15 protein-coding genes are annotated in these 24,669 nt (G+C 60.3%); 14 read left to right on the top strand and 1 reads right to left on the bottom strand.

Annotation, left to right across the window (positions count from 1 at the left end; genetic code table 11):
• Positions 1-415 precede the first annotated feature (415 nt).
• From ABD720_RS02075 to ABD720_RS02020, 12 genes are all read left to right on the top strand, one after another.
• Positions 416-2,203 (top strand): ABC transporter substrate-binding protein, encoded by a 1,788-nt coding sequence (locus ABD720_RS02075; RefSeq protein WP_344761557.1) that lies wholly within the window; start codon positions 416-418, stop codon positions 2,201-2,203.
• 125 nt (positions 2,204-2,328) lie between these two features.
• Positions 2,329-4,131: an ABC transporter substrate-binding protein gene (locus tag ABD720_RS02070; RefSeq protein ID WP_344761556.1), complete on the top strand. Its 1,803-nt coding sequence runs from the start codon at positions 2,329-2,331 to the stop codon at positions 4,129-4,131.
• Positions 4,128-6,149: a M3 family metallopeptidase gene (locus ABD720_RS02065; RefSeq protein WP_344761555.1), complete on the top strand. Its 2,022-nt coding sequence runs from the start codon at positions 4,128-4,130 to the stop codon at positions 6,147-6,149. The genes ABD720_RS02070 and ABD720_RS02065 overlap by 4 nt, the downstream gene beginning before the upstream one ends.
• Positions 6,150-6,192: 43 nt before the next feature.
• Positions 6,193-7,131 carry an ABC transporter permease gene (locus ABD720_RS02060; RefSeq protein WP_344761554.1) on the top strand — a complete coding sequence of 313 codons (939 nt, stop codon included), beginning with the start codon at positions 6,193-6,195 and terminating at the stop codon, positions 7,129-7,131.
• Positions 7,132-7,140: 9 nt separating this feature from the next.
• Entirely contained in the window at positions 7,141-8,262 is a 1,122-nt protein-coding gene (locus ABD720_RS02055; protein WP_344761553.1) for an ABC transporter permease, read from the top strand.
• 8 nt (positions 8,263-8,270) lie between these two features.
• Positions 8,271-9,959, top strand: coding sequence for an ABC transporter ATP-binding protein (locus ABD720_RS02050; RefSeq protein WP_344761552.1), 1,689 nt, complete (start codon positions 8,271-8,273; stop codon positions 9,957-9,959).
• Between the two features lie 797 nt (positions 9,960-10,756).
• The gene (locus tag ABD720_RS02045) at positions 10,757-12,193 is read left to right on the top strand and encodes a TldD/PmbA family protein (RefSeq protein WP_344761551.1); all 1,437 of its coding nucleotides are present in this window, start codon (positions 10,757-10,759) and stop codon (positions 12,191-12,193) included.
• Complete coding sequence (locus ABD720_RS02040) at positions 12,193-13,515, top strand: TldD/PmbA family protein (protein WP_344761550.1); 1,323 nt, start codon at positions 12,193-12,195, stop codon at positions 13,513-13,515. Before ABD720_RS02045 ends, ABD720_RS02040 begins: the two co-directional genes overlap by 1 nt.
• A 180-nt stretch (positions 13,516-13,695) precedes the next feature.
• Positions 13,696-14,835 (top strand): efflux RND transporter periplasmic adaptor subunit, encoded by a 1,140-nt coding sequence (locus ABD720_RS02035; RefSeq protein ID WP_344761549.1) that lies wholly within the window; start codon positions 13,696-13,698, stop codon positions 14,833-14,835.
• 2 nt (positions 14,836-14,837) lie between these two features.
• Positions 14,838-17,918, top strand: a complete 3,081-nt coding sequence (locus tag ABD720_RS02030; RefSeq protein ID WP_344761548.1) for an efflux RND transporter permease subunit — start codon at positions 14,838-14,840, stop codon at positions 17,916-17,918.
• Between the two features lie 1,191 nt (positions 17,919-19,109).
• Positions 19,110-19,388, top strand: coding sequence for a helix-turn-helix domain-containing protein (locus ABD720_RS02025; protein WP_344761547.1), 279 nt, complete (start codon positions 19,110-19,112; stop codon positions 19,386-19,388).
• Positions 19,385-20,728: a type II toxin-antitoxin system HipA family toxin gene (locus ABD720_RS02020; protein WP_344761546.1), complete on the top strand. Its 1,344-nt coding sequence runs from the start codon at positions 19,385-19,387 to the stop codon at positions 20,726-20,728. Before ABD720_RS02025 ends, ABD720_RS02020 begins: the two co-directional genes overlap by 4 nt.
• A 453-nt stretch (positions 20,729-21,181) precedes the next feature.
• On the opposite strand, the gene ABD720_RS02015 is transcribed toward ABD720_RS02020, so the two are convergent.
• Positions 21,182-22,045, bottom strand: a complete 864-nt coding sequence (locus ABD720_RS02015) for a mechanosensitive ion channel family protein (RefSeq protein ID WP_344761545.1) — start codon at positions 22,043-22,045, stop codon at positions 21,182-21,184.
• A gap of 443 nt (positions 22,046-22,488) precedes the next feature.
• Between ABD720_RS02015 and ABD720_RS02010 the strand changes: the two genes are divergently transcribed.
• Complete coding sequence (locus ABD720_RS02010) at positions 22,489-23,700, top strand: OmpA family protein (protein ID WP_344761544.1); 1,212 nt, start codon at positions 22,489-22,491, stop codon at positions 23,698-23,700.
• Between the two features lie 56 nt (positions 23,701-23,756).
• A partial coding sequence (locus ABD720_RS02005) for a DUF6531 domain-containing protein (RefSeq protein WP_344761543.1) occupies positions 23,757-24,669 on the top strand: 913 nt, incomplete at its 3' end.

Here is a 24,669-nt window from a genome sequence, read left to right as displayed (position 1 = left end):
AAAGAACGTCCGTGCAAAAAAACAACGGACAATAACCGTGCTGTAAACAGGGCAAATAGCGAGACGACTGTTTCTTGAGCGCAATTAACAGCGTGTTTGTATGGCAAAAAGTAAATCCGGCGAAACTTTATGAATTGATCTGAGGATTGCTGCAGAGAACCACTTCAGGCGGTGCATTTATCTCTTGCCGCACGGTCGCTTTTGCTTTCGAATATGGTGCGAAGCAGCATGAAAAATAAAATATCCTGCTCCCGGAATTGCTCTGGTTAGGCTATGTTTATGGCCTTTTGCGACCTGCCATCATGCAGGTTCGCGATGGTCCCACAACCCATCGGGCCAGATCGGATGCGAACCGGATCCGGTTCCCGTTTCAGGCACGGCCCCCAGGGCGGCAGCGTATAAAGGATGTCGAACGATGTGGAAGTTTGTATTGCAAGGTTGTATCGCCGCATTGCTGGTCAGCAGCGCCGCCCAGGCGGTCAGTCCGGCTGATCCGGACAAAGTGATTCGGGTGGCGTTTCCGGCAGCCGATGACGGCTTCGACATGGTGCGCACCCAGAACTACTACTCGGGCTTCATTGCCGAGACGATCTACGAAACCCTGCTGACCTACGATTACCTGGCCAGCCCGGCCAAACTGGTGCCCAAGGTGGCCGAGGCGATGCCCGAGGTAACGAATGAAGGCAAGACCTACGTCTTCCGTCTGAAAAAAGGTATCCATTTCAGCGACGATCCTGCCTTCAAGGGCAAGAAGCGTGAACTGACGGCGATGGATTTCGCCTACTCGTTTCGCCGCCTGCTCGATCCGGCCAACCGCTCGCCGTCAGCCGGCCTGCTGCAAGGAAAAATCCTCGGCATGGATAGCGTGGTCGCGGCCGCCAAGAAATCCGGCAAGTTCGATTACGACGCCCCGGTCGCCGGCCTGCAAACGCCCGACCGCTATACCTTGCAGATTCAGCTGACTGCACCTGATTACAATTTTTTGTACGTGATCGCCTACGGTGCGATGGCCGGCAGCGCCCGTGAAGTCATCGATGCCTATGGCGCACAGAGCGGCCAGCATCCGGTCGGCACCGGTGCGTACATGCTGGACAAGTACGTGCCGCGCAGCAAAGTCATTCTGGTCGCCAATCCGGACTATCGTGGTTCAATCTGGGATTTCCAGCCGTCGGCCGATCCGACCGACCTGCAACTGATCCGCGACATGAAGGGCAAAAAAATGCCACAGGTCGGACGCGTCGAAATCAGCGTGATCGAGGAAGAGCAGGCACGCTGGCTGGCCTTCCAGGACAAGCAGATCGACATCGACTGGATTCCGCAATTGGCCTCGCGTACCGCACTTGATGGCGACAAGCTCAAGCCGGCCTTCGCGGCCCAGAACATTCGCCTGCAGCGCTTCATCGAGCCGGCCATCAGCTACACCTTCTTCAACATGCATGACCCGATCGTCGGCGGTTACACCATCGAAAAAAATGCACTGCGCCGCGCGATCGCCATGTCGTACAACACCGCCGAAGATGTCAGCATCATTCGCCAGGATCAGGCAGTGCGCGCCCAGATGGTGATGCCGCCCGGCGTGGTCGGTTACGATCCGGCGTACCGCAGCAGCATTGGCTACGATCCGGTGCTGGCCAACAAATTGCTGGACCGGTACGGCTACAAACGCGGTGCTGACGGCTACCGCACGCTGCCCGATGGCAAACCACTGGTCCTGCGCATCAACCGCGAAGCGTCAGTGATTTATCAGGAACTGGCCGAACTCTGGAAGCGTGGCCTCGACACCATCGGCATCCGTGCCGAGCATCCGGTCAGCAATTTTGCCGACAACCTGAAAAGCGCCACCAAGTGCGAGCTGATGATGTGGGGCGGGGCGTGGAGCGTGGACTATCCGGATGGCGAAAATTTCATGCAGCTGCTGTACGGACCGAATGCGCACCAGGGCAATAACGGTTGCTACGAATCGCCTGCCTACGATGCGCTCTACAGAAAGGCGATCTCGCTGCCGCCAGGCCCGGAACGCACCGGGCTGTATGCGCAGATGAACCGGCAAATGGAAGCCGACACGGCCTGGGTATTGCAGGTACTGCGTATCCGCAACTGGGTCTCGCGGCCGTGGGTGCAAGGCTTCAAGAAACACCCGCTGATACATGCAGGATGGGAATACCTGGATGTGGACAAGCGCATGGCTAGCGAGGCGCGCTGAGTTTGCCGTGCATCGCTACGCGGGCACCGGCTGGTCGGCAACATACCGTACCGGTCGCGTCTTTTTCCACCGCGTTTGCCCACCATTTTTATTCCACCACACAGCACCGACACGCTAGGACATCAATGAAATCACTCTGGTTACGCGCACCGCTGCTGGCGGCCATGGCTGGCATGCTGGCGCTGCCGTTTTCGCTGGCCGCGCATGCCGCCGGTGCAGCCGATCCCGACAAGGTGCTGCGCTACGTCTTTGTCGCCGCCGAAACCGGGTTCGACCCCGCCATTGGCCGCGACCTGTATTCCGCCAAGGTCGTGCAGTCGGTCTTTGAAGCCCTGTACACCTACGATTACCTGGCCCGTCCTGCCAAACTGATCCCGCTGACTGCCGATGGCATGCCCGAGGTCACCGACGAAGGCAAGACCTACACGATCCGCCTGAAGAAGGGCATCACCTTCTATCCTGATGCGGCCTTCAACGGCAAGAAGCGCGAACTGACCATGGCTGATTACGTGTATTCGTACCGTCGCCTGTTCGACCCGAAACTGGCTTCGCCGCACACCTGGTTATTCGAAGGCAAGATCGTCGGTCTTGACGCGCTCGCCGCCGAGGCCAAGAAAACCGGCAAGTTCGATTACGACAGCAAGATCGCCGGTTTCGAGATCCTTGATCCGTACACCTTGCGCATCCACCTGACCCAGCCCGACTTCAATCTCGGCATGATCCTGGCGCACGAGCCGACCAGCGCGGTGGCACGCGAAGTGATTGAAAAATACCGCGACGGCGCCGGGCAGGTGATGGCCAATCCGGTTGGCACCGGACCGTATCATTTGACCGAATGGGTGCGTTCGTCGCGCATGGTGCTCGAGGCCAGCCCGGATTATCGCGGCTCGATCTGGGACTTCAAGGCCGGCAGCGACCCCGAAGATCAGGCCATCGTCGCCAAGCTGAAAGGCAAGCGCATGCCGCAGATCGGCCGCGTCGAAATTGCCGTGATGATCGAAGACCAGTCGCGCTTGCTGGCCTTCCAGAACGATGAAGTCGACTTGTTCGAATTGCAGGGACCGCTCGCGCCGCAACTGCTCAGTGGCGGCAAACTGAAACCCGAGTTCGCCAAAAAAGGCTACCAGCTCTCGCGTATCGTCGACCCCGAATCCAGTTACTACTACTGGAACATGCAGGACCCGGTACTGGGCGGTTTCGAAAAGCACAAGATTGCGTTGCGCCGGGCCATCGCCATGGCGCACAACGTCGACGAAGAAATCCGGCTGGTCTGGAATGGCGAAGCGATCGCGTTGCAATATCCGATTCCGCCCGGCGTGGTCGGGCACGATCCGGCCTACCGCAGTTCGATCCAGTTCGACCCGGCTGCCGCCAACGGCTTGCTCGACAAGTTCGGCTACAAGAAAGGGGGCGACGGCTATCGCAATCTGCCCAACGGCAAACCCTTCACCATCCGCTACTCGGCCCGCAACGACAGCAACGGTCAGCAGCAAGCCGAGATGTGGAAAAAAACCTATAACTCGATTGCCATCCGCATGGACGGCGACGTGCGGCCGTTCCCGGATTTGCTGAAAGCCGAGAAGACCTGCCAGCTGCAAACCCGCACCTCGCCATGGATCGCCGACTATCCCGATGGCGACAATTTCATGCAGTTGTACTACGGCCCCAACACCGGCCAGAACAATAATGGCTGCGCAAAAATTCCGGCCTACGACGAGCTGTATCGCGCCTCGCAAAAGCTGCCTGATGGTCCCGAGCGTGACCTGATTTATCACAAGATGACCCGCATCATGGAAATCTATTCGGCCCAGCGCATGGGCTATGCGCGCTACCGCAACATGGTTTCGCAGCCGCGCGTGATCGGTTACAAGAAGCACCCCATCCTGCACGCCGAGTGGATGTATTTCGATATCGAGAAAAGAAAATGACCCGTTCCAGTTTTCCTGTGCGCCCCGCATTGATGTTGACATTGGCAGTATTGAGCGCGACGACCGCAGTCGCCCATGCCGAACTGCGTCCGCTGATCCCGGCCATCAGCGCCGACCAGGTGGCACCGCTCTGCCAGGCCGGACTGGCCAGCCTGCGCCAGCGCGTCATCGTCATGGAAGCGCTGCCGGCTACGCGCAATGCTGCCAAGGTCTTTGCCGAATGGAACCGCCTCCAAATCGCCTTGCAGGATGTGCAGGGACCGATGGATATCCTCAGTAATGTCTCGCCCGACAAGGCCACCCGCACCGCGATGGAAGCCTGTCTGGTCGAGCTCAGCCAGTTCGATACCGGGCTGAACCAGAACGCTGTCGTATATGCCAAATTCAAGACCATCAAACCCCGCGACGCGATCGACACCAAGCTGCGCAAAGACCTGATGGACCGCTTCGAAGACACCGGCGTGGCGCTGCCGCCGGAACGCCAGCAACGTCTCAAGGCGATCCTGAAACAGCTCGAAGAACTCGGCCAGGCCTACGCCCGCAACGTGCGCGACAACAGCACCCGGCTGGTCTTCACCGCGCAGGAAGCGACTGGTCTGCCCGCTGACTATTTGGCCCGTGCAAAACGCGACGAGCAGGGCAACTACCTGCTCGGCTTTGAGAGCCCGGAGTACCTGCCCTTCATGGACTACGCGGATGACGCCGAGGCGCGCCGCCGCTATCAAACGGCTTACACCAATCGCGGCACGGCGGCCAATCCGCCGATGCTGAAAGAAGCCATGGCGCTGCGCCAGGAACTGGCCGGCCTGTTCGGCTTGCCGACCTGGGCCGATTACGTGATTCGCCGGCGCATGGCGAAAACGCCAGCGGCAGTATTTACCTTCCTCGATGAAGTCCAGGTCGCGGTTACTGCGCTGGAAAAAAAGGAAATCGAGGAGCTGCGCGCGTTCAAGTCGCAGACCCTGAAGACCGATCTGGCCAGCACGCGCATCGAACGCTGGGATGCCGGTTACTGGCAACAGAAACTAAAAAAAGCGCGCTACAGCGTCGACCAGAATGCCTTGCGCGCGTACTTCCCGACACCGGCCGCGCTGGCCTGGATCATGGATGTTTCCAGCAAGTTGTACGGCATCAGCTTCACGAAAGGCGAGGTGCCGGTCTGGCATCCCGAGGTGCAGTACTACGACGTGTTCGACACCCGCTCTTCGAAACGCATAGGCGGTATCTATCTCGACCCGTTTCCGCGTGAAGGCAAATACGGCCATGCGGCCGCCTTCGGCATCCGTGGCGCAAGCACGCTGGCGCAGCGCACGCCGGTGTCGGTGCTGGTGACCAATTTCGACCGCAACGGCTTGTCCAGCGATGAACTCGAAACCATGGTGCATGAATTCGGCCACGTGCTGCATGGCGTGCTGTCGCAGACCCGCTATGTCGAACAGGCCGGCACCAGCGTCGAGCGTGATTTCGTGGAAGCGCCGTCGCAGATGTACGAAGAATGGGCCCGTCGCAAGGACCCGCTGGCGACGCTGGCCAGCTTTTGCAGCACGCCGTGTCCGGTGGTCGATGACGCGCTGCTGGCACGCCTGACTGCCGCGCACAATTTTGGTCGCGGCCTGCGTTACGGCCGGCAGTTGCTGTATGCGCGCTATGACATGAATGTGTATTCACTCAAAACCGCAGCCGCGTCCAGCGACCCGCTCGTGATCTGGAACACGATGGAAGCTGCCACGCCACTCGGTCATGTCGAGGGCACGGAATTTCCGGGCCAGTTCGGTCACATCATGGGCGGCTATTCGGCTGGCTATTACGGCTACATGTGGTCGGAAGTGCTGGCGCTGGACATGCTGTCGGCCTACCAGGGCAAGCTGATGGATCCGGTGGTGGGACAGCGCTACCGGCAGGCGATCCTGGCGCGTGGCGGCGAGAAGACTGGCGCCGACATGGTGCGCGACTTCCTCGGACGGACACCGGACAGCAAGGCGTTTTTCAATGAAATTTCCGGGCAGCGGCTGCAATGACAGCGCTCTCGATCATGCATCACCAACACGATAAGAGGGCACCATGACTTCCTACATAGTCCGGCGGCTGTGGCAAATGCTGCCAACGATGCTCGGCGTGATCCTGCTGGTCTTCATGCTGTTCAACTGGGTCGGCGGCGACCCGGCCTACATCCTGGCCGGCAAGATGTCGAACCCGGAACAGATCGCCAATATCCGCACCCAGCTTGGCATCGACCAGCCGTTTTATGTGCAGCTGTGGATCTTCGTCAAACAGATCGCCACCTTCAATTTCGGCAACAGCTGGAGCACCGGCGAATCGGTCTCCAGCGTGATCACGTCGCGCCTCGGGCCGTCGCTGACGGTGCTGATTCCACTGACGATACTGGAGACCGTGATCGCCGTTGGCCTGGCGCTGGCGATTGCCTTCGTGCGTGGTTCGCTGACGGACCGCGCCGTGATGGTCGCTTGCACCATCGGCATGTCGGTCAGCATCCTGGTCTACATCATCGTGTTCCAGTACTTCTTTGCCTACAAGCTGGGCCTGTTTCCGGTGCAGGGCTGGGGCGACAGCTTCCTCGAAAACCTGTTCAAGTATTCGCTGCTGCCGATCCTGATCGGCCTGGCTGTCAGCGTGGCGCCCAGCCTGCGCCTGTTCCGTACCTTCGTGCTCGATGAAGTCAACCAGGACTATGTCCGTACCGCGCGCGCCAAGGGTCTGTCGGAGCGACGCATCCTGTGGGTGCATGTGCTGCGCAACGCGGCGATTCCGATCATCACGCATGTCATGTCGAACCTGCCGGCACTGCTGATCGGCGCCTTCCTGATTGAACGGTTTTTCTCGATTCCGGGCATCGGCCGCGAAGTCATCCTGGCGGTGGAACGCAGCGATTTTCCGGTGATCAAGGCGATCACTGTCTACGTTGCGGCTGCCACCATGCTCTTCAATTTGCTGACCGACCTGATGTACCAGGCGGTCGATCCACGCGTTCAACTGAAGTAGAAAGAGCACATGGCACATACTGAAACACAGGTCTCGCCGGGTCTCTGGGCGCTGGCATGGCGCCGGTTGCGCACCGACCATGTGGCCATGCTGGCACTGGCCATCGTGGTCGCTTTTCTGGTGGCACTGGTCTTGTCGGCCTCCGGCCTGATCGCCGCCAACTGGGCCGATGAAGTCGGCGTGAACTACGCGCCGCCCACCTTCGTCGGGGCGCAATCGGCCGCCGAACGCGGTGCCTCGCCGATCGAACCCGGTGCCGTGGAAGCCCCGCCGCCCGAGAATCCGCTCGATCCGTTGAAGGACGTGCTGCGCGAATTGCGCGCCAGCGCTGGCACCGCCCAGCCGGTGATCGTCAATGACTACGGTATCCCTGACCCGATCGGGCCGGAGCTGGCCGAAGTACGTGCCGAACTGGCCAAGGGCGGCGCTGCCAAGGCGGCTGTCGCGCGCAAGGAAACGCTGCCGTTCGGTGCCGACAAATGGGGCCACGACATCCTCCTGAAAACTATCAAGGGTGCCGAAACCTCGATCGTGGTCGGGCTGGTGTCGGCCTTGCTGGCGACTTTCCTCGGCACGGTCTTCGGCGCGTTCTCGGGTTATTTCGGTGGCAAGGTCGATGATCTGTTCAACTGGTTCTACAGCATCTTCACGTCGGTGCCGTACCTGCTGCTGATCCTGGCAGTGGCCGCCGTGCTGCAGCAAAAAGGCGTCGTCACCATCGTGCTGATTCTTGGCCTGACCGGCTGGACCGGCACCTACCGGCTGATCCGCGCCGAATACCTGAAGCACAAGAACCGCGAATATGTCTGGGCTGCCGACGCGATCGGTGCCTCGCACATGCGCAAGATGTTCACCCACATTTTTCCGAACGTCAGCCACGTCGCGCTGGTGCAGGTCTCGATTCTGGTGGTGGGTTTCATCAAGTCGGAAGTGATCCTGAGCTTTCTGGGGTTTGGCGTACCGGTCGGCACCGTTTCGTGGGGCAGCATGCTCAATGAAGCGCAGAACGAACTGATCCTCGGCAAGTGGTGGCAACTGGCTGCGGCGAGTGTGGCGATGGCGATACTGGTGACGGCGTTCTCGCTGTTTACCGATGCCCTGCGCGATGCCCTCGATCCAAAGCTCAAATAGGAATTGCGATGACCACTCCCCTGTTATCTGTCAAAAATTTGCGCGTCAGCTTCATGACCGACAAGACCCACAGCGTCGAAGCCGTCAAGGGCATCTCGTTTGATATTCCGCGCAATGCCACCGTCGCCCTGGTGGGCGAATCCGGCAGCGGCAAATCGGTCAGTTCGCTCGCCGTGATGGGCTTGCTGTCGGCCGACAGCGCGCTGGTCGACCCGACCAGCAGCATCGAATTCGAAGGTCGCAACCTGCTGGCGCTGTCGATTGCCGAACGCCGCAATCTCTGCGGCAAAGAAATTTCGATGATCTTCCAGGAGCCGATGACCTCGCTCAATCCGGTCTTCACGGTCGGTTTTCAGATCGCCGAAGTACTCAAGCTGCACATGAACATGGACAGCCAGCAAGCGCGTGCCCGCACGCTGGCGTTGCTGGAAGAAGTCGGTATTCCCAGCCCCGGCACCAAGATCGACGACTATCCGAACCAGCTCTCGGGCGGCCAACAACAGCGCGTCATGATCGCCATGGCGATTGCCTGCGAACCCAAGCTCTTGATCGCCGACGAACCGACCACCGCACTCGACGTCACGATCCAGAAACAGATCATCGACCTCATCGATGCGCTGCGCAAAAAGCGCCAGATGTCGGTGCTGTTCATCACCCATGATCTGGCGCTGGTGGGCGAGATTGCCGACTCCGTCATCGTCATGCGCAACGGCGAAGTGCGCGAGATGGGCGAGATTCACCAGATCTTCGAAGCACCCAAAGACCCGTACACCAAGGCGCTGCTGCGCTGCCGGCCATCGCTGGACTCGCGTCCTATGCGCTTGCCGGTGATCGCCGATTATCTGGAGGGCGATGGCGAGCCAGCCGGCCTGACCGAACAGCGCAGCCGTGGCCTGACCGGCTCCGAAGACATCGTGCTGGACGTGCGCAATCTGGGCAAAAGTTTTTATACCCGCGAGGGGTTTTTTGGTCGCAAGGAATTCAAGGCGGTCAGCGATGTTTCGTTCAAGCTGGCGCGCGGCAAGACGCTGGGTGTGGTGGGTGAATCGGGTTCCGGCAAGACCACGGTCGGGCTGACCTTGATGCGGCTGCATCAGGCTACCTCGGGTCAGGCGTTGTTCGATGGCAAGGATATTCTGGCCATGTCGAACAAGGAATTCATGGCTTACAAGCGGCGCATCCAGATCATTTTCCAGAACCCGTATGCCTCGCTGAATCCGCGCTTCACGGTCGGGCAGATATTGCTCGAACCGATGCAGATCCATGCGATCGGGCGGGATGACAAGGAACGGACGGCGATGGCGTATGCGCTGCTGAAAAAGGTCGGATTACCGGAAGCGGCGTTTCATCGCTATCCGCATGAATTTTCGGGAGGACAGCGTCAGCGGATTGCGATTGCGCGTTGCCTGACGCTCAAACCCGAGGTGCTCGTATGTGATGAATCGGTATCGGCGCTGGACGTCTCGGTGCAGGCGCAGGTGCTGAACTTGCTGCAGGATTTGCAGGAAGAATTCAACATGAGCTACATCTTCATTTCGCATGATCTGGCGGTGGTGAAGTACATCGCGGATCAGGTGATGGTGATGAACCAGGGGCGCGTGGTGGAACTGGCGAATTCGGATGAGCTGTATCGCAATCCGCAGCATGCTTATACGAAGACCTTGCTGAGTGCGATTCCGAAGGGGTTGACGCACTGAGGGTGGGGGGCTTGCCGCGCTTTGCACTCCGTGATTAATTGACTCTGACCCTAATTAATCCAAACACGCATGTACAACTTCGCAGCCAAAACATCGCTACTGATGTGGTTTGCGAAGGTTGGCAAGGAGTTTCCGGGGTCAGAGGTTTTTTTCGCAGGGGTATCGCGAAAATTACTCTGACCCCGGAAACGGATTGCGGAGTGCCGATGATCGCGCTCGGTGCTCCGTGGTTGATTGACGCTGACCCTAATTACGTCGGTCGTCGCGCACCGGCAGCTGTGGCCGCGATCAGCGCGCTTCGGAATCCGCAAGCAGGGTCAGAGTAATTTTCGCGGTAAAGCGTCGCGAAAAAAAACTCTGACCCTGGTTGCTGCTGATGTGGTTTGCGACGGTTGGTAAAAGCGGGTGGTGCGGTTCGCGATCGTCGACAAAAGCGTCTGGTGTGGTTCGCGACCGCCGGCAAGCGCAGGTGGTGCGGTCTTCGCGGAAGTGGCGCGCTGCCGGTGCGAGTTTCCGGGGTCAGAGTTTTTTTTCGCAGGGGTATCGCGAAAATTACTCTGACCCCGCAAACGGATTGCGGAGTGCCGATGATCGCGCACTCGGCTCTTCGTAATTAATTGACTCTGACCCTAATTAATCTTGCGGAGTGCCGATGATCGCGCACTCGGCTCTTCGTAATTAATTGACTCTGACCCTAATTAATCTGACCCGAATTAATCCCTTGATTCTGTGACTCGACCCCTGATCGCCACCGAACCGGTTTGCAACAAGCGATACATTTTGAAGGCCTCCACTCCATGTTCGACACCCTGCGCCCCCTGTTCAAATCCCTCGCCCCCGCCGCCAGCTTCTGCTCCCTGCGCATCGTCGAAGAAACCAGCGAGCAGATCAGCGTCCGCCAGAATATCCTGCAACCGCTCACCACCAGCATCGACCGCGGGGCAATGGTCACCATCATCCATGACGGCGGCTACGGTTATGCCGCGACCAGCGACCTGACAGCCGCCGGGCTGAAGGATGCAATCTCCCGCGCGCAGGCCTGGGCCGCAGCCAGCGCCGGTCGCTCGGTGGTCGATTATTCCGCGATCACGATGCCGCATCCGGTCGGTATCTACACCAGTCCCGCCACGTCACCCGCAACCAACCGCAAGGACCTGATCGCCTTGCTGACGCAGGAATCTGCCGCCTGCCAGATCGACCCGCGCATCGTCGACTGGAGCGCATCAGTCGGTACCATCACCACCCGCCAGTTGTATCTGACCAGCGCGGGCGGCGATCTCGAACAGCATTTCCGGTTCGTCATTCCCAACCTGTCGGTGACCGCCAACCAAGGCGCCGACACGCAGACCCGCAGCCTCGGCGGTCAGTACAACGGTTATTGCCGGCAGGGTGGTCTGGAAGTATTGGCCGATGCCGGTTTTCATGGCAGCGGTGCGCGCATCGCGGCGCAGGCGATTGAATTGCTGGGAGCACCGAACTGCCCGAGCGGCACGATGGATTTGCTGCTGATGCCGGAACAGATGATGTTGCAGATTCATGAGTCGATCGGCCATCCGATCGAGCTCGACCGCATCCTCGGCGACGAGCGCAATTTTGCCGGCACCAGCTTTGTCACGCTCGACATGTTCGGCCACTTTCAATACGGCTCGCCACTGCTCAACGTGACCTACGATCCGACCCGGCCCGAGCAATTCGCCAGCTACCGCTGGGACGACGAAGGCCATCCCGCCGAGAAGACCTACGTGATCCGTGCCGGTGTGCTGGAGCGCCCGCTAGGCGGTGCAATTTCGCAGGCCCGCGCCGGTATCGACGGTGTCGCCAATTCGCGTGCCTGCAGCTGGAACCGCGCGCCGATCGATCGCATGGCGAACCTGAACATCGAACCCGGCACCAGTTCGCTCGATGACATGATCGGCTCGGTCGAACGTGGCGTGCTGATGGATACCAACGTGTCGTGGTCGATCGATGACTCGCGCAACAAGTTCCAGTTCGGTTGCGAGAGCGGTCGGCTGATTGTCGATGGCGAATTGAAAGGCGTGGTCAAGAATCCGAACTACCGCGGTATCTCCGACTCATTCTGGCGCTCGCTCAAGGCGGTTGGCAATGCCGCTACCGCCGATGTGATGGGCACGCCATTTTGCGGCAAGGGCGAGCCCTCGCAAGTGATCCGGGTCGGGCACGCATCGCCGGCCTGCCTGTTCGCCAATGTCGATGTGTTCGGAGGAGAAGCCTGATGCAAACCTATTTTTATCAGCTGGCCGATCTGATCGGCACGCAGTTGCAGGGCAGCGAGCAGTACCAGTGCTGGTATTCGGCGGAGGCGTCGGATTTCGTGCGCTTCAATCGCAGCGCGATCCGCCAGTGCGGCCATGTGCGCCAGTCGTCGCTGTCGCTGCACCTGATCGATGGCCGGCGTCATTGCTCGGCCAGTGCCACGCTGGCAGGTCATCTCGCAGCCGATCGCGCCACGCTGGCGCAGCTAATGGCGACCCTGCGCACGCAGTTGCCCGACTTGCCCGACGACCCGCATCTGCTGGTGGCCACCGAGGTGCGCTCGACCGAACACAACGCACCGTCGCGCCTGCCAGCGGCGGCAGAGATCGTCGATCAGGTGCTGCACGCCGCCGCCGGTGTCGACCTGGTCGGCATCCTCGCGATGGGACCGGTGATGCGCGGATTTGCGAATGCCGCCGGCCAGCGCAACTGGCACCAGAGCGCCACCTTCAATCTCGACTGGAGCCTGTACCAGAGCCGTGACAAGGCCGTCAAAACCTCCTACGCCGGTGCCGACTGGGACAGCACGGTTTTCAGCGCAAAAATGCACGGTGCGATGGCGCAGCTGGTCATGCTGCAGCGCGCCCCGGTGACCGTCAAACCCGGCGCCTACCGCGCCTTCCTGACCCCGACTGCGATGCAGGAACTGGTCAGCATGTTCAACTGGGATGGCTTGTCCGAAAAATCCCTGCGCACGCGCCAGAGCGCATTGCGCCGCATGCGTGACGAGAACGTGCGCCTGCATCCTGCGATCACGCTGAGTGAAGACACATACGGCGGCATGGGGCCGGGTTTTCAGAGCGACGGTTTTCTGAAGCCGGACCGGATTGCGCTGATCGAACAGGGCGTTCTGACCGGCAGCATGATCTCGCCACGCACCGCGATGGAATACGGCCTGGCCAACAATGGCGCCGGCAGCGGCGAAGCGATGAGCGCCATCGATCTGGCGGGCGGCACGTTGCCGATGGCGCAGGCGCTGGCCGAACTCGACACCGGTATCTATGTCAGCAATCTCTGGTATCTGAATTTTTCGGATCGGGCGAATTGCCGGATCACCGGCATGACGCGCTTTGCGACTTTCTGGGTCGAAGGCGGCGAGATCAAGGCACCTCTGAATGTGATGCGCTTCGACGAGTCGCTGTTCCGCTTGCTCGGCGACAAATTGTTGGCGCTGACCAGCGAGCGTGAACTGCTGCTCGATAGCGATTCATATGGCGAACGGGCCACCGGTAGCGCACGCCTGCCGGGTGCGCTGGTGAAGGATTTCACGTTCGTGCTGTAGTCCTGTTGTGCAGTCCTGTTGTGCAGTCCTGTTGTGCAGTCCTGTCGTGCAGCCTGTCGCCGGTATCGGCAGCGCAGCTGCACGCTGATGCAGCCTGTCATATCCTGATTGCCGCAAATAAATCAATCCGTTAAAGTCCTGCAGCGATCCCGCTTTTCCACACCCATTTCAAAAACCAGCATGCAAAATAATCAGCCGTTGCCGCCGTCCAAACGCTGGATGATCCCCGTCGCGATCGTGGTCGTGATTGCCGTCGCCGGCGGCGTGATGTCGATGCGCCCCGCGCCCAAACCGGCAGAGACCAAAGACACCCCCGCCGTGATGGAGCTCGCAGCGGGCGATGTGATTCGCGTCGCGGCGCGCGACCTGCGCGTGCAGTTGCCGGTCTCCGGCGCGCTGAATGCGCAGAACCAGGCCACCGTGAAATCCAAGGTGGCTGGCGAAGTCCGCGAAGCACCGATTGCCGAAGGCATCAGGGTCAAACGTGGCGACGTTGTGGTGCGGCTCGATACGGCCGACCTGACTGCCCGCCTCGGTGCGCAGGACGCCGCCCTCGATGACGCGCGCGCCCGCTTTGCACTGGCGACCAAAAACCGCGAGAACAACAACGAATTGCTGAAACAGAAATTCATTTCCCAGAACGCGCTCGACACTGCCCAGAACAGCGTCGAACTGGCGCAGGCCGCGGTCAAGTCGGCCAGCGCGCAACGCGACATCGCCCGCCGTGCCCTCGATGACGCCGTGGTGCGCTCGCCGATCGACGGCATCATCAGCAAACGCTACGTACAGGCCGGTGAAAAAGCCGCGCCCGACATGCCGCTGTTTGTCGTGGTCGACCTGGCCCGGCTGATCCTCGAAGCGCAGGTGCCGGCCAGCGAAATCCCGCGTGTGCAGGCCGGGCAGGGCGTGACCTTCGCCGTGGATGGTTTTGGCCAGCGCGTCTTTACCGGCGAAGTGGTGCGCATCAATCCCGCCGCCGAAGCCGGGTCGCGCGCGATCACGGTGTATGTCGCGGTGGCCAATCCCGACAACGCGCTGCGCTCGGGCATGTACGCAAAGGGCGGCATCACATTGAACAAGTCGACGCTGGTGCCGGCGGTGCCGATCAGCGCGCTGCGTCAGACGGATGGCGTCACGACGGTGTTTAAAATTGACGGTAACAAGGTGGTGGAACAAGTGGTCAAGCTGGGCTTGCGCAATGACGACGACGGCCTGGTCGAAGTCACCGACGGCCTGGCAATCGGCACGCCCGTGCTGGCTGTCAAGCTCGACGGCATCAAGGCCGGATCGCTGGTCAAATTGCCTGCCTCGAAAGGCTGATCATGTGGATCACCAAAACCAGCATCCGCAATCCGGTGTTTGCCACCATGGTGATGGTGGCGCTGATGGTGCTCGGGCTGTTTTCGTACAAGAGCCTGGGCGTCGAGAAAATGCCGGACGTGCAGTTTCCGTTCATTTTCATACAGGTACTGTATCCCGGCGCGTCGCCGGAAGCGGTCGAAAATGACATTACCAAGCCGATCGAAAACGTCGCCAACACGGTGCGGGGCGTCAAGAAAATCGTCTCCAGTTCGTTCGAAGGGCGCTCGCTGACCTTCATCGAATTCGACCTCTCGACCAACATGGATCACGGCATCCAGGAAGTGCGCGACAAGATCGCCCAGATTCGCGCGGCCTTTCCGAAAGACGCCAAAGAACCTTTCGTCGCCCGCCAGGAAGAAAACGCCCAGCCGGTCGCGACGCTGACGCTGACCTCGGCCAGCGGCGACATGCGCGCCTTGTCGACGCTGTCCGAACAGGTGGTCGTCAAGCGCCTGCAAAACGTCGCCGGTGTCGGCCAGGTCACCACCGGCGGCAACACCAGCCGCCAGATCCTCATCAATGTCGATCCGGTGCGCATGACCGCACAGAACATCGGCATCGATGACGTGCTGCGCGCCATCCAGATCACCAATCAGGACATGCCGGCCGGGATCATCAGCCGCGGGCCGTCCGAACAACTGGTCCGGGTTGAAGGCAAGATCCGCGACCCGCGTGCGTTTGGCAAGATCGTCGTGGCCCGGCGCGCCAGCGGGCCGGTGTTTCTCGATCAGGTCGCCAGCGTGGTCGATGGCGAACGCGAAGAAACCTCGATCTCGCGCGTTAATGGCCAGCGCGCCATCAACATCAACATCACCAAGGTGCAGGACGCCAACATCATCGAGGTCGGTCTCGGCCTGAAAAAAGCCGTCGCCGACATGGCCAAAACTTTACCGGCCGGCAGCACGCTGACCATCGTCAATTCCAACTCGGATTCGGTCGAACGCCAGCTCGACGGCGTCAAGGCCACCATCCTCGAAGGCGCGGCACTGACGATGCTGATCGTGTTCCTGTTCCTGCATTCCTGGCGCAGCACCATCATCACCGGCCTGACCTTGCCGATCTCGGTGATGGCGACCTTCATCGCGATGAAGGCGTTCGGCTTCACCATCAATGCGCTGACGCTGATGGCGCTGTCGCTATGCATCGGCCTGCTGATCGACGACGCCATCGTGGTACGCGAAAATATCGTGCGTCATCTCGGCATGGGCAAAAGCCACAAGGATGCCGCCAACGACGGCACCAGTGAAATCGGCCTGGCGGTGATGGCCACGACTTTTGCGATCGTCGCCGTGTTCGTGCCGGTGGCGTTCATGGACGGCATCATCGGGCGCTTCTTTTTGCAGTTCGGCATCACCGTCACGGTGGCGGTGCTGGTGTCGCTGTTCGTCAGCTTCACGCTTGATCCGATGCTGTCGTCGGTCTGGCGTGATCCGGTCGAGAACCGCTTCCGCTATGTGCCGTGGCTAGGCCGGATGATGGAAAGGATCGAATACGGCATCGACCGCTTGCACCTGCGCTACGGCCGTACGCTGGAATGGTCGCTGCGCTGGCGCAAGCTGACGCTGCTGTCGGCACTGCTGCTGTTCATCGGCAGCCTGGCGCTGGTGCCGCTGATCGGTGGCGAGATGTTCCCGGAAACCGACGAAGGCTTCATCACACTCAAGTTCAAGACCGCAGTCGGCTCCAGCCTGGCCTACACCAATGAAAAAATTGAGCAGGTTGAAGGTGCCCTGAAGGACTTCCCCGAGATCGCCAGCGTCATCACCACCGTCGGCGGCCAGGAAGGTGCCAACACGGCCGAGGTCAGCCTGAAACTGACCGACCGCAAACTGACCAGCCGGCGCCGCCAGAAAGACCTCGAAGCGCTGATTCGCAAACGTCTGACACCGATCGCCGGTATCGCGCTGTCGGTCGGTAACGAGAAGGCCATCTACATCGCCATCCTCGGTCAGGACATCGGCAAGCTCGACACGGTCGCCAGACAGGTCATGCAAAAACTGGCCACCATCAAGGGTGTCACCGACCTCGAAAACAGCCTGGCAGCATCGACCCCGTCGGTGATCGTCAAGATCGATAACGAGCGCGCCAGCGACCTCGGCCTCACGCTGCAACAGATCGGCGCCGCACTGCGTCCGTTCGTGGCCGGCGACACCACCAGCTACTGGCTGGCGCAGGACGGCCAGAACTACGAAGTCAATGTGCAATTGCCCAAGGCCGGGCGCGAGCGCATCGCCGACCTCGGCAACCTGTCGGTGATGAGCAAGAACATCACGCCGGACGGCAAACCGATCATGGTGCCATTGCGCCAGGTGGTCGAATTTGTTCCCTCCACCAGCCCGCAAGTCATCAAGCGACAAGCCCTGCAACGGCGCGTCGGCATCTACGGCAACGTCGAAGGCCGACCGGCTGGCGACGTCAACAAGGAAGTGCAAGCCATCATCAAAACCATTGACCTGCCGTCCGGTGTGCGCTTCGACGTCGGCGGTCAGGCCGAGCAAATGAAAGACATGCTGGGCGCTGCGGTCACAGCGCTGGGGATTGCGGTGATTTTCATTTACCTCGTGCTGGCCTCGCAATTCGGCAGCTTCCTGCAACCGATCGCCATCATGGTCTCGCTGCCGCTGTCACTGATCGGCGTGCTGCTGGCACTGCTGATCACGGGCAGCACATTAAACATGTTCTCGATTATCGGATTCATCATGCTGATGGGACTGGTGACGAAGAACGCGATTTTGCTGGTGGACTTCACCAACCATTCGCAACAGGCGGGGCAGAGCCAGCATGACGCGATTCTGACGGCGGGGCAGGTGCGTTTGCGACCGATTCTGATGACGACGATGGCGATGATATTCGGGATGCTGCCGATGGCGCTGGGGATTGGGGATGGCGGGGAATCGCAGGCGCCTATGGGGCGGGCGGTGATCGGCGGCGTGATTACGTCGACGCTGCTGACGTTGCTGGTCGTGCCGGTGGCTTATACGTATCTGGATGCCTGGGGGCGGCGGGCCAAGCGGTATTTTCGGGGGAGCGAGGCGGTTTGATTTTTTGTTGAACACGCGGTTTGGCTGGCGGGTTGCATGGATTTTTTTGGTGACACAACCTGCGCTTGCGAACCGCAGCAAATCACATCGAATCAACTCGCACTTGCCCACTGCCGCAAGCCACGTCGGCAGCAACCAGGGTCAGAGTTTTTTTTGCGACGCTTCACCGCGAAAATTACTCTGACCCTGCTTGCGGTATCCGGAGCGCGAACTCCGCAAGCCGGCTGACGGATCGCGCCTGTAGTTATCGGTACGCGACGACTAAGCTCCGCAATCCGTTTGCGGGGTCAGAGACATTTTCGCGATACCCCTGCGAAAAAAAACGCTGACCCCGGAAACTGGCGTTTGCAGCTTGCGGCTTCATCACCCCCCGCTCTTGCCAGCCGCAGTAACTCACTTCCACGGAATCCGCTTTTGCCAGCCGCCGCAAATCGCTCTTATGGAATCCGCTATTCCAGCCGCCGCAAACCACATCCGCAGCAACCAGGGTCAGAGTTTTTTTTCGCGACGCTTCACCGCGAAAATGTCTCTGACCCTGCTTGCGGTATCCGGAGCGCGAACTCCGCAAGCCGGCTGACGGATCGCGCCTGTAGTTATCCGTACGCGACGACTAAGCTCCGCAATCCGTTTGCGGGGTCAGAGACATTTTCGCGATACCCCTGCGAAAAAAAACGCTGACCCCGGAAACTGGCGTTTGCATTTTGCGGCTTCATCACCACCCGCTCTTGCCAGCCGCAGTAACTCACTTCCACGGAATCCGCTTTTGCCAGCCGCCGCAAATCGCTCTCACGGAATCCGCTTTTCGAGCCGCAGCAAACCACATCCGCAGCAACCAGGGTCAGAGTTTTTTTTCGCGACGCTTCACCGCGAAAATGTCTCTGACCCTGCTTGCGGTATCCGGAGCGCGAACTCCGCAAGCCGGCTGACGGATCGCGCCTGTAGTTATCCGTACGCGACGACTAAGCTCCGCAATCCGTTTGCGGTATTCGGAGCGTGATCGCGACAATCCGGCTGTCTGCCAGCGACCGCAGCAAGCGAATCGCCATCCTGTCGTTTCCACTGTACTGACATCGACGTTGTTGCTAGAAAATTGATCCTCTCCCCACCCAACCAGTAGTTCGAGTATGCGTTAAGTGATATATTTAAAAAAATAACCTATTTTTATATCATTTAACGCATAAATTGCTGACGATGAAAACTCTTCCAGACCTCGGCGCAGAATTCCAGCACCTGCGCGAAAACACTGCCCGCACGCAAAGCGATGTTGCCGCCAGTGTCGGCATGCAGCAAACCGCGCTGTCGCGTTTCGAGCGCGGTCGGGGTAATGATTTTTCGGTTGGCAAGCTGCTGCGACTGGCGCATGCGATGGGATACGAGCTGGCATTCGTCAAGGCTGGCCAGCGGCCGACGCTGGCCGATGTCCTGGAAGAACGCAAACAGTCACGCAATATCGGCCCTGATTCGCGATGATCCTGAACGTCTTTGTCCATGGCAAGGTAGTGGCCACGCTCAGTCATACCGATGGCTTTGTCCATCATCTGACGTATCGGCACGATGCCGCGCCCGACGATTTTGTATCGTTGCTGATGCCGGTTCAGCCGGCCAGCCTGCCGTGGCCGGAGTTGCATCCGTTTTTTCGGGTCAGCCTGCCAGAGGGGTTTTTGCTGTTGTTGCTCAAGGAGCAGCTTGGCCCGCATCTGGGCGCCAGTCCGCTCGACCTGCTGGCGGTCACCGGACAAAACACGATCGGTCGGGTGCAGGTTGCGGCCGGAGAAGTGCTGTTGCGCAAGGACCTTGCACTGGAGTTGCAGCCGCTGCTGCATGGCGACACGTCGGCCCAGGTATTCCTGACCTTGATGCGGGATTACGCCAGTTCCGGTGTCTCTGGCGTCGTACCGAAATTCCTGTCGCCGGAAGCAAAAAAGCTGTTTCGCAAAGGCACCTTGCCGACCGAGCGCTATCTCGTCAAGGGAAGTTCGGAGCACATGCCTTTCCTCGCGCTTAATGAACATCTCTGCATGGAAGTGGCGCGGCGTACGGGTTTTGCAGCTCCGGCAACGCAGGTCTCCGAGGATGGTCAGGTGCTGGTCGTGGAGCGTTTTGACATCGATCCACAGACCGGACGCAGACTCGGCTTTGAAGATTGTTGCAGCCTGCTCGGCCTCAACCCCGACGACAAGTATCAGTCGACCTGGGAGCGTGTGGCACGGCTGGTGCGACAGTGGGTTCCGGACCGGCTGCGCCAGCAATCGCAGGAACAGCTTGCGGTGACGTTGCTGCTGACCTTCGCCTTGGGTAACGCCGACTGCCATACCAAGAATCTGGCGCTGCTGTACTCCGATCTGGAGGATGTTCGGGTCGCACCGATTTACGACATGCTGACCATTCGGGCGTATGACCGTTATGCCCGCAATCCGCCCGGCATGTACATCGATGGTCGCAAGAGCTGGAACCCGGGCAAGGCATTGTGGCGCTTCCTGCAGCAGCACCTGGACATTGACCCGGCGCGCCAGCGCGAGCTGGTCGGCATCGTGTGCGAGGCCGTGGCCAGCGTGTTTCCCGATCTGTTGCACCACATCCGCGAACGGCCCGGATTTGCCCCGGTGGGGTCGGCCATGATCCGGGAATGGAATGAGGGCTTGCAGCGTTTTAGTGAACGGGTCACGGTGGTCGTGCCGGACCTGGTCGATAACGCAAGGCGTGCCGGCATCGCCCTACCGCAGGCAGCCGAACCGGTTGCTAGCGAACGCATCGGTGAGTCGCCGTTGCTGGCCTCGCGCAAAAAGCGCAAGGCGCGGCGGTTATCCTGATGCCTTTCGATCGATCGTTGCCGTTTTTCGCGCCGTTCCCGTCTCATGAGCATGATGCGCATCGCGCTGAGGAAACGGCAATCTGCCAGCTGATCCTGCTCCTGGTATTGGCAGTGTGAACTTCGCAAGCCGGCTGACTGATCGTGCCTGCAGTTATCGGTATGCGACGGCGGCACTCCGCAATCCGTTTGCGGGGTCAGAGTAATTTTCGCGATAACCCTGCGAAAAAAAACTCTGACCCCGGAAACTGGCGTTTGCAGCTTGCGGGTTCATCACCACCCGCGCTTGCCAGCCGCAGTAACTCACTTCCACGGAATCCGCTCTTGCCAGCCGCCGCAAACCACATCATCAGCAACCAGGGTCAGAGTTTTTTTTCGCAATGCTTCACCGCGAAAATTACTCTGACCCTGCTTGCGGTATTCAGAGCGCAAACCCCGCAACCCGCACCCGCCGTCACCCTTCAATCGCCCCCGTCTTCCGCACCACCGCCGCCTCATGAAAATGATGCACATCCCGCTGCGGAAACGGCAACGAACACCCACCCGCCTCAAGCGCTTCCTTACACCGCTGCACCAGATCAATCTTGGTATCCCACCAGTCGACCCGCTTGGTCCATACCCGGAACAGGATATTGACCGAACTTTCGCCAAGCTTGTCGACCTTGATTAGCGGCTCCGGCGTGTCGAGGATGCGCGGCTCGTCGGCGGCGATCTGCCTGAGGATCGCCAGTGCGGCGCCGATGTCGTCGCTGTAGGCAATGCCGTAATTTTCATCGATGCGGCGGATGTCGTTATCGGTCACCGAGAGGTTGACGATGGTCTGGCCCCAGATTTTTGAATTCGGAATAAAGACCGCAGGGCCGTCCGGCAGGTGACCCCTGCAAATGAAGAAACCGACCGCGTCGATGATGTAGGTCTGGCCATCCAGTTGCACCACGTCGGCAATCTTGAACGGCCGAAAAAACAGGATCATCACGCCGGCCGCCACATTGCTCAGCGTGCCCTGCAAGGCCAGGCCAATCGCCAGGCCGGCGGCACCGAGCACTGCGATCAGGCTGGTGGTCTCGACACCAAAACGGTTCAGCACAGCTACCAGCGTGAAGATCAGGATGGCGATGCGGATGATTTTTCCGGGGATGTAGCGGAACACCGGATCGATCTTGTGTGACCGGGCCATGGTCCGGTCGATCAGCCGCGCCAGCCAGCCGGCCACCAGGTAGCCGACGATCAGCGTGATCAGGGCACCGACGACATTCAGGCTGTAGTTCAGCAGGTAACCGGGCAGGACGTCGAGCAGGTGTTTGAGTTGTTCATTCATGGATGAGGCGTGCCGCGCGGAGCGGCAGAAGTCGTAGGAAGCAGGCAGGGTGGATCAATACGGGAATGCCGTCAACCTGCGCTAACGGGTTCGGTGTCTGGCGAACGCGCACGACGCAATGACGCTGGCCGTTCAGGTGTTTGGTTCGATGACGCCTGCGTGGCGCGGCAGAAACTTTTCGTGCGGCATCGGGTGCCTCCCTTGGCATTTCTTCCAGGCGACCCACCGCAGCAGGTCCATCGTCAGTGCCGGCATTGATCACCGCAGATCACCCGGCTTGGCCCTTCGCATAAAAACGTTGTGCGCCCGACCACGCCAGCACCTCAATTTGCACGCCGTGATGAAGAACTCCCGGAGTCGCCGGTAGCATTCAACAACCGATAGTTGGCGTCATCAACTACCGGAACATCCTGCGTCTGCTGGCGCGACTTCCATTCTGAAACATGACTTCCCTGACCTCCCGTCGCGGTTCCGCAATGATCGAATTCATCGTGATTGGTCCTGTCATCACGCTGATCGGATTGGCAGTCCTCCAGTACGGCCTGGTGTTTTTCGCCAGGAACCACTACAACCACGCCAGCTTCATGGCGGCCCGTGCCGGCAGCACCGGCCACGCCAACCTGACCACAATCGAACATGCCTACGCCACCGCGCTGGCGCCACTCTACGGCGGCGGCACCAATCCGGCAGCGCTTGCGGCATCGGCCGCCCGGGCGCTCGCCGATATCCAGACCCACGCCCAAGTCGAGATACGCAATCCCACCACCGAGAGCTTTCAGGACTTCAATGTCGCGGCATTACAGGCCCGCGTCGGTAACGGCAAACGCGTGATTCCGAACAGCGGCCAGCAAACCCGAACAGCCGTGATCGGCACGCAATCGGGCCAGAGCATCCAGGATGCCAACCTGCTCAAGCTGCGCATCACGACCGGCTACAAACCGCAAGTGCCCTTGGTCGGGCAGCTCTATCTGGGCTTGCTGCAATTGCAGGATGACGGCACCAGCGGCATCCGCACCACGCTGCTGCGTGCAGGGCGCATTCCGGTCGTCACCGATGTGATGGTGCAGATGCAGTCGGACGCGATCGAGGGAAACAACCTCTCCGGCCCGGGTGCCGGGAATGGCGCCGACCCTGGCAACACGGGCAATCCGCCACCAGTGACGCAACCGCCGGCGGGCTGTACTTCACCGCCATGCAACACATCGCCTCCAGGTAATCCGAGCCCGACCGAACCCGGTGGCAATTGCACTGGTGGCGTGTGTCCGATCTGTCCTGACCCGATACCGGTCACCGTCGTCGTCCCGGGCGATATCACGTTCGCCTTCGGACAGGCAACGCTCACCGCAGCCGGCATGACGCAACTCGACACGCTGATTGCCTCAGCCAATGCGGGTGGCTATACCTCGGTCAGCGTCGATGGTTACACCGACCAGATCGGTAACGACAAGACCAATCTGGCGCTGTCAGCGGCACGTGCCCAGACTATCAGGACCTACTTGCTCGGCCACGGCCTGTCGGGCTTGCCGATCCGTGCGACCGGACATGGCGCGGCCAATCTGAAGGTGGAACTGGCGCAATGCGCGGGCCAGACCGGCGTCGCGCTGCAACGCTGCCTGGCACCAAACCGACGGGTCGATGTGACTCTCAATCCCTAAGCGGGCGGCCTCGTTGCCCTCCATTCGACACGACATCCGACCGACTACTCGCCGCCATGACATCGACTTTTTCCCACGTTCGCGCGCTGTGTATTTTGCTGCTCATGGCGCTACTGGCGGCGTTCCCAGTGCACGCGCAGAACAAGCAAACCCGGCAATGCACGGCACCCACCGCCGGCAATCCGGGCGTCGCCTGTGCCGGCAATCCGATCAACCTCATCACCGGCAACAAGTACCAGCGCGACACCGACTTGCCAGCCCTGCCAGGTGTGCTCGGCCTGGAAATCGTACGACACTACAACAGCGCATTCGGTACACCGAACGTCCCGAATGGCCTGGTCGGACGCGGCTGGCGCTTATCGTATGAAGTCGAACTGATTGCCGTCGGCAACACGCTCCAGCTGATCGAAGCCGACGGTCACCGCATCATCTTCAACCGTGACCCGCTCAACCGGTCACTCTGCAGCACCAGCGATCCGGCCAACGGCAGCATCGAAATCCTGCGCACTAGTCGCGGCGATGAATTTGTCTGGCAACGGCATGATGGCCAGGTCTGGCGCTTCAATCACCAGCGCAAGCTCGAACAAATCACGGCGCCCACCGGCGAATTCGTCAGCCTGCTGTACGACAACGCGGGCCTGCTGATCCAGGTCACTGATCCGCAGGGCCGGCAGCTGCAGCTGAACTATCCGGACCGCAAGACAGCGCGCAGCCGTACCGGCTTCAATGGCGTGCAATCCATCGACAGCCCGGTCGGGCGCTTTGATTATCACTATGGCAGTACTGCGCCGACTGGCTCGGTCAGCGTGCAATCCGCCCTGCTGGCCAATCTGGTCCGGGTGCGCCTGCCAAATCACACCGAGCGGCAGTACCATTACGAAGATACCCGGCATCCGACGCTACTGACCGGCATCAGCGTCGCTGAAAGTACCGGAGCCGCCCAGCGCGTTTCGACGTTCGGTTACCAGG

Source organism: Actimicrobium antarcticum (assembly GCF_039536745.1).
GTDB classification, from domain to species: Bacteria; Pseudomonadota; Gammaproteobacteria; order Burkholderiales; family Burkholderiaceae_D; genus Actimicrobium; species Actimicrobium antarcticum.
This window is presented reverse-complemented; position numbering and strand designations above follow the sequence as displayed.